The sequence below is a fragment of the Citrobacter sp. CK198 genome, from assembly GCF_030333295.1.
GTDB lineage: Bacteria > Pseudomonadota > Gammaproteobacteria > Enterobacterales > Enterobacteriaceae > Citrobacter_B > Citrobacter_B koseri.
This window is the reverse complement of record NZ_JAOWGE010000035.1, coordinates 506,752-519,106: the sequence shown is the minus strand read 5'-3', so window position 1 is coordinate 519,106 and position 12,355 is coordinate 506,752. Positions and strand designations below refer to the sequence as shown.

The 12,355-nt window shown below is 54.0% G+C and carries 9 protein-coding genes; 3 read left to right on the top strand and 6 right to left on the bottom strand.

The window, feature by feature from the left end; translation table 11 throughout:
* The first annotated feature begins 14 nt into the window (after positions 1-14).
* The 3 genes from dcuC to OGY62_RS20270 all read left to right on the top strand — a co-directional run bounded on the left by dcuC (position 15) and on the right by OGY62_RS20270 (position 5,359).
* Positions 15-1,382, top strand: a complete 1,368-nt coding sequence (gene dcuC, locus OGY62_RS20280; protein ID WP_198447254.1) for a C4-dicarboxylate transporter DcuC — start codon at positions 15-17, stop codon at positions 1,380-1,382.
* Positions 1,383-1,409: 27 nt separating this feature from the next.
* Positions 1,410-3,104 carry an NAD-dependent malic enzyme gene (locus OGY62_RS20275; RefSeq protein ID WP_286460466.1) on the top strand — a complete coding sequence of 565 codons (1,695 nt, stop codon included), beginning with the start codon at positions 1,410-1,412 and terminating at the stop codon, positions 3,102-3,104.
* 356 nt (positions 3,105-3,460) lie between these two features.
* Positions 3,461-5,359: a methyl-accepting chemotaxis protein gene (locus OGY62_RS20270; protein WP_080750339.1), complete on the top strand. Its 1,899-nt coding sequence runs from the start codon at positions 3,461-3,463 to the stop codon at positions 5,357-5,359.
* 129 nt (positions 5,360-5,488) lie between these two features.
* On the opposite strand, the gene OGY62_RS20265 is transcribed toward OGY62_RS20270, so the two are convergent.
* From OGY62_RS20265 to OGY62_RS20240, 6 genes are all read right to left on the bottom strand, one after another.
* Positions 5,489-6,871, bottom strand: a complete 1,383-nt coding sequence (locus OGY62_RS20265; RefSeq protein ID WP_286460465.1) for an EAL domain-containing protein — start codon at positions 6,869-6,871, stop codon at positions 5,489-5,491.
* Positions 6,872-6,950: 79 nt separating this feature from the next.
* Entirely contained in the window at positions 6,951-7,853 is a 903-nt protein-coding gene (locus OGY62_RS20260) for a fimbrial protein (protein WP_058668445.1), read from the bottom strand.
* 16 nt (positions 7,854-7,869) lie between these two features.
* A complete protein-coding gene (fimG, locus tag OGY62_RS20255; protein ID WP_286460464.1) occupies positions 7,870-8,373 on the bottom strand; it encodes a type 1 fimbrial minor subunit FimG in 504 nt (167 codons plus the stop codon).
* A 12-nt stretch (positions 8,374-8,385) separates the two neighbouring features.
* Positions 8,386-8,916 (bottom strand): type 1 fimbrial adaptor subunit FimF, encoded by a 531-nt coding sequence (fimF, locus tag OGY62_RS20250; RefSeq protein WP_049008429.1) that lies wholly within the window; start codon positions 8,914-8,916, stop codon positions 8,386-8,388.
* 10 nt (positions 8,917-8,926) lie between these two features.
* Positions 8,927-11,551: a fimbrial biogenesis usher protein gene (locus OGY62_RS20245; RefSeq protein ID WP_214143870.1), complete on the bottom strand. Its 2,625-nt coding sequence runs from the start codon at positions 11,549-11,551 to the stop codon at positions 8,927-8,929.
* A gap of 82 nt (positions 11,552-11,633) precedes the next feature.
* Entirely contained in the window at positions 11,634-12,338 is a 705-nt protein-coding gene (locus OGY62_RS20240; protein ID WP_161799976.1) for a fimbria/pilus periplasmic chaperone, read from the bottom strand.
* Positions 12,339-12,355 lie beyond the last annotated feature (17 nt).

The window sequence follows — 12,355 nt, the reverse complement described above, 5'->3', positions numbered from 1 at the left end:
TAGGGATTGTTGTTATGACTGCATTTATTATAGCAATAGTGATAACAGTAATTGCCGCGTGGTTAATTGTGAAAAATTACCAGCCGCAAACTGTGTTATTATTCGCGGGGCTGGCGTTATTAACAGTTACCGTTCTGTTTTACCCAGAGAATAGTATTCTTTATGGAAAAGCAAAATCTACCGGGTCAACCTGGCTGGATATCTTCAGTTTTGCAAAAGAGTCTTTGACCACGCAAATCGCGGGTATCGGCTTAATTATTATGGCGGCGGGGGGATTCGCCAGTTATATGGATCACATCAAAGCCTCGAATGCGATGGTGAATATGTGTATTCGTCCCTTGCAGGTCATTAAAGCGCCTTATCTTATTCTTGCGCTGGGCTACATTTGCGCGCAGCTTCTGCATGTGGCGATCTCCAGCGCAGCCGGGCTGGCGATGTTATTACTGGTGACGTTCTTTCCCGTTCTGGTGCGGCTGGGCGTCAGTAAAGCGTCCGCTGCCGCGATGATCGGCCTGTGCGCGTTTATGGATCTTGGCCCGGCGGTTGGAACGGCGAATCTTGCGGCCAAACATGCCGGAATGGAAAGCGCGATTTACTTTGCGCACTATCAGATGCCGGTGGCAGTTGTGGTTATGCTGGCCGTCGCGGTGGTGATTTTCTTTACCGCCAAATATTTCGATAAAAAAGATGGGTTTGTTCCGGGGATGGAAGAGGTTGCCGAAGCGGAAGAAGAAGGACGCAAAGTGCCCGCCATTTATGCGCTGCTGCCTGTATTGCCCGTCATTCTGGTTCTGGTTTTCAGCCCGCTGGCGATCGCATCCATCAAAATTGACGTTGTGACGGCGATGATCCTCGGGGCGGTGGTCGCTTTTTTCTTCGAGCTGTTCACCACGCGTGATTTCCGCGCCTGTTGCAAAGGGTTGCAGGTATTTTTCAAAGGAATGGGAAGCATGTTTACCAGTATCGTTTCTTTACTGGTCTGCGCGGATATCTATGCCCAGGGGCTACAGAAGATCGGCGCAGTGGACTATCTCCTTCAGTCCGTGCAAAGCGCCGGTCTGGGCTTTACCAGTATGACGCTGGTGATGACGGCGCTGGTGGGCGTTACTGCGGTATTAACCGGTTCTGGCGTGGCGGCATTCTTCTCCTTTTCCGGGCTGGCGCCCTCTATCGCGGCAAAGTTTGGTGAAAGCGCGGTCAATATGATTCTGCCTATGCAACTGATGGCGGGAATGGGGCGCTCTATTTCTCCGGTTGCGGGCATCATTATCGCCGTGAGCAAAGCGGGCGAATGCTCACCGTTTATGATCGTCAGAAGAACGCTGCTCCCGGCGCTGGCGGGGATTGCCGCGATGTTGATTGCCAACTATGTGCTGATTTAGCGCTTTTCTTATTACCGGATTTAACTCATGGACAGCAACGTGACACACGATGTTTTATACGTCCCGTTTACGGGGAAACTGTTACTGGAATCGCCGTTATTGAATAAGGGGAGCAGTTTTACTCAGCAAGAGCGGAATGATTTTAATCTTAATGGATTGCTGCCCTGCGCTATCGAAAATATTGATGAGCAAGCGGAACGCGCTTACCAACAATATCTGGAGGCGGAGTCTGATAACGCGCGGCATATTTATTTGCGTAATATCCAGGATACGAATGAGACGCTATTTTATTACCTGCTGAAAAAACATCTCCCGGAAATGCTGCCGATTGTTTATACCCCGACTGTTGGCGCGGCATGTGAAAAGTTTTCCGGGATTTATCGTCGCGCCAGAGGGGTCTTTATTTCGTGGCCCGATCGCGAACGAATTGACGATATTCTGCATGATATCCCGAGACACGATATCAAAGTGATTGTGGTGACGGACGGGGAACGCATTCTGGGACTGGGCGATCAGGGCGTTGGGGGAATGGGGATACCGATTGGCAAACTGTCTCTGTATACCGTTTGCGGCGGGGTAAATCCGGCGCATACGTTGCCCGTTATGCTGGATGTCGGGACAAACAATCCGCGATTATTAGACGATCCCCGCTATATGGGCTGGCGGCATCCGCGCATCATCGGTGAAGACTACTTTGCGTTTATCGGTATGTTCATCGCTGCGGTGAAACGTCGCTGGCCGGATGTATTGCTGCAATTTGAGGACTTTGCCCAGCATACTGCGGTTCCTTTGCTGCATCGTTATCGTGATGAGCTGTGCTGTTTTAATGATGATATTCAGGGAACGGCGTCGGTCGCGCTGGCGACAATTTTAGCGGCCTGCCGCGCCAGCCAGCGTGATTTTAATCAGCAGACGATGGTCATCGTTGGCGCAGGGGCGGCGGGTTGCGGCATTGCCCGCCATATCATCGCCTGCCGGGTGGCCGAAGGTATGGACGCCGCAGAGGCCAGCAAAACGATTTTCATGGTGGATCGCGACGGCCTGGTGATGACCACCGCCTCGTCGCTGGCTGATTTTCAGGTTCCGCTGGCGCAGCCTCCTGAAATGCTATCTGGATGGGCATACGCTGGCGCGACGCCGTCCTTGCTGGAGGTCATTCATAACGCGAAACCTGGCGTGATGTTGGGCGTTTCAGGGCAGGCGGGGCTGTTCACTGAAGAGGTGGTGCGTACGATGTATCGCCACTGCGAGCGCCCGATTATTATGCCGTTGTCTAACCCGACCTCCAGAATGGAGGCCCGGCCGCAGGATCTTATCCGCTGGACTGATGGACAGGCGATTATCGCAACGGGAAGCCCTTGTGAGCCGGTAGATTTTGCCGGACGTACGATACCGGTATCGCAGTGTAATAACGTGTATATCTTTCCTGCCATCGGTCTTGGCGCAATTGCCAGCGGCGCCAGGAGGATCACGGAAACGATGCTGATGGCGGCGAGCCGCGCGCTTGCCGACGCCTCGCCTTCGGTGCGTCATCATGGCGGAGGATTGCTGCCGGAAATCAACATGATATGCGACGTAACCCGCCGTATTGCCTTTGAAGTGGGGAAGGCGGCGCAGCTGTCTGGCGTAGCGGATGCGCTGGATGATGCTGTGCTAACACAGCGCATTATGGCGCATTTTTGGCTACCGCACTATCGTCCTTATAAACGCCGTGCTATCTAGTTTTTGGCTATGAATGCCCCGCTTCGGCAGTCGCGCCGGAGCGGGGCCGGGCGTATTAATAAAAAATACAAGGCGATAAAAAATAAAGGTAAGGAATAAAACTGACATCATAAGTTGAAAAATAAAACTTCATTAGCCTGCGATGCATTGCGCGGATTGTGCAACTTCATGATATGTATTTAATTATTTTTGAAAGCGGATGTGCGGCCTTATACAAGGTCAGATGGACGACGGTTAATTAAAATGCTGTTTTTATTTTATGTGGGGAAAACCTTATTCAGAGCGATCGAAATAAGTAAAGAATTGCGGATAAATGTCGTTATAACACTTATCCAAACCGATCGAGACCCTACCCCATGATGTGGAAAACAACTCAAGCCCGAGTGACACTCCTGCTTATAAGTTTTTTTGTTATATTACTGTTGGTTACGTTTGTTGTTATCAAACAATTTGTCTCTCCGCAGATTATTGCAACGGAAACCAGAAATATAAGAGCCACGGTCGAGTTGCAAAGTGACGCGATAAAAGAGCAAATGAACCGCGTTAAAGCGCAGCAGCGCACGATCACCGAACTGGTTTCCGGGCTTCAGAGCGATCAAATTGACGCGCTCTTGCCGCTGTTTGTGAACCAGTATGGCGATCTGAACGTTTTTGGCGGCGGCATCTGGCCATTACCCGGGCTGCGCGAGCCGGGCCGCGACAAATTCAGCACTTTTTATGCGCGCGATGCCGGTGGCGTGCTCCAGCTTAATACGGTCTGGAACCAGCCGGAGTCAGAAAAATACTGGGAACAGCCGTGGTATAAAGACGGTATGGCTGCGCCAAAAGGTGAGTGTGCATGGGCCAAAGCCTACCAGGATTCGGCCAGCCCGCAGCCGAGAACCAACTGCGCGATGACAATCTGGAAAGAGGGAAAGGCCTGGGGTGTCGCCACTATTGATGTGACGTTGGGCTTTTTTAACCAACTGGCAAAAGAGATGGGGAAGGCGGTCGAGGGAACCGTATTAATTGTTGAGTCTGATGGCAAAATTGTTGGGAACGGCGCGCCGACTCAAGGCAATACCGCATTGATGAATGTGCGCGATTTGAATATTCCGTCAGCTTTACCGCTGCTCAATCTGCTGAGCCAGGGGCAAAAAGCGGAATATGAGGGCGGCTATGACGGCGAAGACGGCGCCCATTCGCTGTTTGTTTTGTCGATAGAAGGCAGCCCGTGGTATCTGGTGATTGATACGCCCAGCAGCAACCTGGTGCGCCAGTCTAATGCGATACTGACAACACTCACGCTCGTGCAGACGGTGATCGGCCTTATCATTGTTCTTGTCCTGATGCTGATTGTGCGCAACATTTTCAGGAATGTGACGCTGCTGAACAGGAACATAGAGGCGCTATCCGGCGGCGGCGCCGATCTCACGCAACGGCTTGTGGAAAGTAAAAGCCCGGAATTTAATGCCATCATCAATAACTTTAATAAATTCATCGCGTTCCTTCAGGATTTGATGCAGCAGGTTGGGCACAGCTCCTCGGCAATTTCTTCCGCTTCGCGGCAGATCGCCGGAGGAAACCTGGATCTCTCTTCCCGTACGGAAGAACAGTCCGCTTCCATTGTTGAAACGGCGGCGTCGATGGAGCAACTCACCAGCACCGTACGGCAAAATGCGGAGAATGCGTTGCAGGCGAACAGGCTGGCGACACAGGCTTCCGACGCGGCGAAGGCGGGGGCTTCAGTGGTCAATGACGTGGTTGCCACAATGAGCAACATCAATGATTCATCCTCAAAAGTGGTGGAAATCATCAGCGTAATTGATGGCATCGCGTTCCAGACCAATATTCTGGCGCTGAACGCGGCGGTTGAAGCGGCGCGGGCCGGTGAGAATGGCCGTGGTTTTGCCGTCGTTGCCGGTGAAGTGCGTTCTCTTGCGCAGCGAAGCGCTCAGTCCGCGCAGGAAATTAAGAAGCTCATTGAAGAATCGGTCAGCAGTATTGAGCAAGGTAGCGGTCTGGTTCGCCAGGCGGGTACGACAATGGACGGCTTAATGGAGAAGGTTGAAGACGTGAGCGTTTTAATCTCTGAGATCAGCTCCTCAAGCGATGAGCAAAGTCGCGGAATTGAGCAGATTAATATCGCCATTACTCAGCTTGATAGCGCGACCCAGCAGAATGCGGCGCTGGTAGAAGAGGTTGCCGCAGCGGCCCAGTCAATGGAATCGCAAACCGAGATGCTTGAAAAAGTGGTCGGCAGCTTCAAACTCTGAAAAGCGGTATAACAAAACGCGCAGCATGATGGGGGTTAGCCCTTCGCCGGACCGTGGAACACGTCGGTCTCAGAAAAGTTATCCCCTGTCATGCGGCGCTCTATGAAATCAGTAAGGCGCAGCGTGCGTTCAGCGAGGTGCGGGATGTTTCGGTAAAAATTGCTGGATTATCTCCGGCAGACGATCGTGAGTGATGGGCGGCGAGAAAAGATAGCCCTGAAAGCGGTCAACTCCCAGCGCTTTCAACTGATTGAATTTCTCCAGACTATCGACGCCTTCGGCAATACAGCGACTCTGCGTCAACTGGCAGTAGTAGAGCAGGCTCTTTATCAGCGCCAGTGCATGTGGATCGCGTTGAAAATCATTCACGATACTCATATCCAGCTTGTAGCCGCTAAAGCGGATTGTCCTGACGGGAAACATTACGCTGCTGTGTGAAAAGCAGTCATCGAGGAAGATGCGAAAGCCTTGCCGTTGGATTTTGTCCATATTTTCTGCTGTTCTTCCTTGCTGATGCAGATCGACCGTTTCTGCAAATTCCAGCACTAATCGACCCGACCATTGCGGCTGCTGTAGCTGCTGGCGCGCCGTTTCCATCATCCGCAGCAGGTTTTCGTGGTTGGCGATGCAGGGTGGAATATTTATTGAGAACCAGAACTTACCCTGGTGTTGGTTAATGTTCTGGATTGCTATTTGTAGCACAAAGGCCGTGAGCAGGAGCCAGGCGTATTCGGCGTGGATCTGCGGCAGAAATTCGCCGGGAAGCAATACGTTGTCGCCTCTTCTCCAGCGGGAAAGGATTTCAACCCCCTGCAACCGCAGGTGGCCGTCGGTTATGGGTTGAAATACCGGGAATACCTGTTGGCTATGAATGGCATGGATAAATTCGCGCTCAAAGGGAGATAGCGCGGCGATGAGCTGATTGTTGTGAGTCTTGCTCTGGCTTCCAGGAAAGCGGGTAATCAGATGCGGGTGAGACGCCACCATCTTTTTTAGTCCTGACGTTCTTTGATTATAAAGTGTTTTCTGGCTCACACCGCGGATCTTCGCCTGTGTGTTGATGCTGTACCCGTACAGAAGAGAGAGGGTGGCGCTCAATTCCGTTTTACTTAACCCCGCTGCCGGTTTGCCCTGTATCTGCACGTCTAAAAAGGACAATTGCTGGAGTTTCGGGTATTGCAGGAAGTCACCCTGTAGCAGCGCTGCCAGTTGTTCCCCAGGAAGGTCGGAGGCGACCGCCCGGACGGCGGTAAGTTGCCGTTTATCAGGAACATGGTAGAGCAGCGTTTGCCATAGCCAGGCGGATGGACTACGGCTAAGGATCAGCATGGGCAGCGGTGTTTCTGCCTCAGCAAGCAGGAAGGCGGCTTCCTTAAGAATAAACAGCAGCCAGTAAGGATCGTCAGGGAGAAAAACGACAATCCTTCCGACCTCGGATGTTAGCTGTAGCGAAAGGCGCTCCTGCGTCTGGTGTTGCAGCAGCACCGGTCGCCGTTGACTACTGGTCATCATTCTGGCGATTCCTTCCGCCGCCATTGAACAGGGAGACAGGATATAGTCCACCCTTGTTTTCTCCAGCGGGGAGGGAGGGTTACTGGTAAACAAATGTCACCCCGATGATCGACTGTACGTTGCCCGCCGTGACCTGGCCGCTGGTGCGCGCGTAGGTTGCGGTTAAGCCAAGATTTACCGGCGATGTGCCGACCGTGCCCAGTGCTACGGTGTTGTTAGCGGGAACAACACTACCGTATCGGGTCATCTGAACGCCGATACCCTGCGCCGCTGAGGAGGACGCGGTGTTGCTGAAGATAGAGTTGGCGGCATCGACGGTCGTACCTGAAAGGTAATAGCCGAGGTTCTGGTTTTGCGCACAGTGGACAGTAACCGGCACGGCCATTGAGCCGGGATAGTCTGGAAGCGTCACGGTGACATCACGCGCTGATACGTCGCATCCCCCAGTAGGGACAACAACATTATTGTTGGCGTAAATATTCCAGATGAAATTATTCGGGTTTCCGTCGCTGGCCACTTTATGCATATTCAATTGCGCGATGAGTTCGCCAGAGTTGATGACGACGCCTCCCGCTGCTCCGGTCGCGGTCAGATACATGCGCAGCGGCAATCCGCGATAATCCGTATGAGTGATGGTATAGACGGATGAATTACCGTTCATCGGCAAAGGATACGTATTCCCCGCCCAGTAAACGCTCCCCGTAAACGCCGCAAGCGCGCCACCGAAGGCGGAACCGCTGGTTAAATTGATGTAGTCAATGATAGAGCCGCCGGAGGAGTCGTTTTTACAGGAAACTGAAGAGGATAAATCTACGACCAGGTTTTGACCCACTCCAACAGATGGCGTCAGGTTTACATAGACATTCGCTGACCCTGAGGTCATGGTCTGCCCGGTATCATTGACTTTACAGGTGAATGCCGCAGCATCCAGCGACCAACCCATCAGCAGCAGCGTGGTGAATAGCGCGATGATTTTTTTCATGACAAACTCTCCTGACTCAGGCGTAGGTATAGGTGACGCTAATCACCGCCTGAATAGTTCCCTGGGTGGCGCCGCCGTTGACCGTTAACGCTCTGACCTGTAACGGAAAGCGGGTGGACTGCGTTGAGTCATCCACCTGAACGGATTTCGTGGCGCCATTGTTTAACGTGGTGCCTGCGTCATCCTGCAATTCGAGCTGAATATTGCCGGCGGTCCCCTGGTTTTTGTAATAACCGGTGCTGTCTGCGGTTCCGCTAAAGGTTGCGATGACCCGGGAGGTGCCGATCGGACAGTTAGTGAGTTCCAGCGCGGTACTGTGCCAGGCGGAAGCCGAACCTGTGGTTACCAGGCTGAAGGTATACAGGTCACCGAGGTCAACGGCGGCATTGGTGGTAGACACCGTGCACGGCTTCGCCACCACCTTCCCGTTGACGGTAATCGTGATATCAGCGGCCTGAAGCCCTGAAGAAGCCGCTGTCAGTACGCTTGCCAGAAGCCACCCTACATAGTTGCATTTCATCTCAGCCTCCGGTTACTGAAATTCAAGCGTGAATGTTGCTGTGGCATTGACGTGCCCGGCGGTGACCGGAATCTGCGTAGCCATCAGGCGTGCATAAAAGTTGAGGATGTTGGTCTGCCCAGGCGTGAGCGTGGTCCACGCGATGGATGATGACGCGGCATTGAGCGGCAGCATCGTCTGTTGGTTATTGAGGATCTGCACGCCCATGCCTGCGGCTGCCGAGGCACCGCTATCGATCTTCAATAGACTGGTGTTGCTGCCATCCTCCGTGCCGGTAAAGCCGACTTTGACTGCCGTAACCGAGTTACCGCAGGGAGAGAGGACAATACGGAATGGGACGAGCGGGGTTGTCGCCCCCACCGCATTAAACTGTTTAGCGGCGTTATTCATCAGGTCAACGGTAAAATCTTTTGACTCTCCCGCGACAGCGCAGGCATTGTCGCGGACGTAGCCGCTAATCGTAATCGTGCTGTCGGCGGCGAAGACATTGACGCAGGCCAGCGTCAGCACAGCGCCGAGGAAATACAGTGGTTTTTTCATCATCATTCCTTCCTTAACGGCACTCTGCAAAGAGCTGGCTCAGCACATGTTTCTGGCTCTCTTCCGGCAGGCGATACCGGGCCATGCAGTTAGCCCTCGGGCCTTCGCCCCATTTCACCTGAACGCTTCCCGCCAGCGGCATGCCGCTCAGGTAGACCTGGCCGTTATCTGCCACGATGCTGCCGCTCTGGTTATCGCCGGAGGTGACCATAGCGCCGAATGGCACGGGTTTGCCGTTGTGCGTCAGCGTCATCAGGATTTTTACCCCGACGTGGGCTTTAAATTCGGCGCGGACGATGGCGCCGTGGGTCGGCACGACGCTGACCACCGCATCATCGAGATCGACGTTATCCGCCAGGGTGTTGGTATCCAGCGCGACGCGGTTTTCCCTGTACTCAGTGGCGTACGGCATGACGGCATAACCGCGCCAGTCGGTACGTACGCCGGTCTGGTTCTCGACTTTCACGTCTCCGGCGCCAGGCGCTTTAATCAGCACTACCGTGTCATTTAATGGCTGGCTTAAGGTGATGCCGTTGGCATGGGCAAGTACACCGCCGCTCATCCCGTAGTACAGCTGTTTAAATCCATCGCTGTGGCTGTAGCCCACGTTAGCGTTGCCGTAGCCGCCGCGATAGTTCATCGCCGCGTAGCCGGTTCCGCCATTGTTGCCTTCGCCACCGCTGGCATAACCGGTTTGCATGCTGTAGCTCAGGTTATTGTCTTCCAGCAGCGTGCCGTAAAGACCGGCCAGGTTAGTCATCCGGCCATCCAGGTCGTGCGACATGCTGTAGCTGGCGCTTGCGTGCCGCCAGACGGATTTGCTGTCGGAACGCAGCCAGTGGCTAAACGGAATATTGACGTTGAACGCTAACATCTGGTCGCGGCCCTGTTGCCAGGCGTTTTTGGTCAGGCTGTAGCTCAGCGTCCAGTTGATATCGTCAACGGCGGCATTTAACCCCAGCTGTAGCTGTTCGTCGGCCTTGTTGGTTGACCAGTAAGTTTGACGGCTGCCATTCACATACAGTGTGGCAGTGCGTCCCAACTGCTGCGTTATGCTCATCTGAACCTTGCCCCGCTTGTTATAAGCAAGGTTGTAGTAGTCGGTGAATTTGGGTTTGACCTGAATCACGCCATCCTGGGTTTCAACGTCATAGCCACTCATCCTGCGGTAAGTGGTGTCGGCAAAGCTGTAATAGCCCTGGGTGGAATAACGGTATCCCACCAGTTGGACGTTGGTGCCGGTCTCATAGAGCGACTTGTTATAAAGGAAGCGTATCGATTGCCCCTGGTGAGAGCTGTCGTCAGGCAGGGTGGCGTTGGCCTGAGTTGCATCCAGCGAAACCGCGCCGAACTCGCCCATGTTCTTACCGACCCCTAAATTGAAGGCGCGATAGTTGTCGGCCAGTTGGGTGCCGCCATACAGCGTCCAGCCTGCCGGGAGCCCGTGCAGGAGGGTGCTCTGGAAGAACTTTGGTTTTTCCTGCTGGTCGTTGCCGCTGCGGTATTCACCAGCGGTCACTGCATAACGGGTGTGCCCTTCACGCTGTAACATTGGCACCGTAGACCACGGCACGCTGAAGACCTGGCTGGTGCCATCGGCCTCTTTGATGGTGACCTGGAGATCGCCGCCGTTGCCTGCGGCGTAGAGATCGTTAATTGTGAAGGGGCCCGGCGGCACCGTGCTCTGGTAGATTTCATAGCCGTTTTGTTTGATAGAGACCTGCGCCGTGCCGCGCGCAATGCCGTGGATGACCGGCGCAAAGCCTTTCTGGCTATCCGGCAGCATATTGTCGTCAGAGGCTAACTGGGCGCCACGGAAGTTAATCCCGTCGAAGATATCGCCGTTGGTGTAGCTGTCGCCAAGCGTCAGGCGGGCGCGCAGGGGGGTAATATCGCGCTCCAGCCAGCTGTTCACATGCTGCCATTTATTCTCATTACTGGACGCGCTACCGCCACTGCTGTAGCTCCAGATGGTGTTATCACGCAGACGCCAGGCGCCAAGGTTGAGGCCGCTTTGCAGGTTTAAATACGCGTAATTGCTGCTGTCGCTGGCATCGTTATGTACGTTGTTGCCGGTAAAGTTATAGTTCAGCAAACCGGCGTTAATCCCGTCATCCCAGAGTTCCGGTGGAATATAACCGCGCGCGCGATTGCCCATGAAAGCCTGCGGGACACTCAGGTACAGGCGCTGTTGGCTGACATCGAAGCGGGTGGTGGCATCTTTGACCATTTCCGTCAACGGTACGCAGGCGTCGGACGCCAGCGTATCCATACCGGTGATGGCCGACGTGCTGACCCCCATGCCAGCGAGCTGGCTACGGGTCAGGCACGGTTCCAGTCGATGACCGTTTGCGCCAGCGTTAAACGTGACGTCGCGGGTAGTTATAAAGCCATCGTTCAGATAGATATCCACGCGATAGGCGCCAGGCGGCACCTCTTGCCCGTTTTCAAATCCAGAGAGATCCGCAACGGCCGAGGGATCGTCGGCCAGGAAACGGGGGTTAAAATAGAGATCTGCCCGCGCGAAACCCGCGAGGCAAAGCGCCAATGGTATCTGCGCAAGGACAAAAATAGAGAATGCTTTGCGCCGGGCGCGTTGGGAACCCAAACGGTCCAGTCCGTATTTGAGATGTGACATAGTCCCTCCGGTCCGAAGTCGCCCGGCTGTCAGTTCTTAATTGTAATGTGCGGGGGAGTCCTGTTGGTGGACGGCCCCTGTGTTAACGCAGAACGCCCTTCATTTGCGGGGTCAGTGCGCCATAGTCATTAATCGTCCGGTAGGTAATGTTGCTACCGGCATCAGGTGGCAACTTGACCGAGGTTTTACCCATTGGCGGCACCAGCGCATTTTCCAGTACGCGCGTACCGGCATTGAGTTCGGTCACCGTCAGGTAATACGGCGTCGGGTTGTTGAGCGTCAGCGATGAACCGTCACGGTTAAAGGTCAGTTTTTCCGCCGCCTGATCCGGTGGCAGAGCCAGTTTCGTTGGGCGGTAGTAGAGTTTGATGCGGCTGATAATCGCCAGTTGTAAGGTGTTATCGCTGAGCTTTGATTTATCCATCGAAGGAATGGCTTTTACGTTTACCCAGAACAGGCTTTCCCGGTCCTGCGGTAACTGGTTGTTGGTGGCATCAATAATGCGCAAGGTATTCTCTTTCTTACCTTGCATCGCAAACAGCGGAGGGGTGATGACAAAACGACCATCTTTGCCGCCATCGGCGTTTTCAACCCATGACTGAATCAGATAGGTACTGTTATTGTCGTTATTGGTCACCGCCAACTGAACCTGTTTTTGTCCAGCCGGATAGATAACCCGGGTTGCGCCCAGCGCCACGCCTGCTTCAGCGCTGGTGGAAAAACCGCTTGCGGCGAGCATCAAAAAGCCCGCCAGTAAGCCGCGTGTCATCTCCAGTGTTTTTTTCACATTTTCCCCTTTCGTAC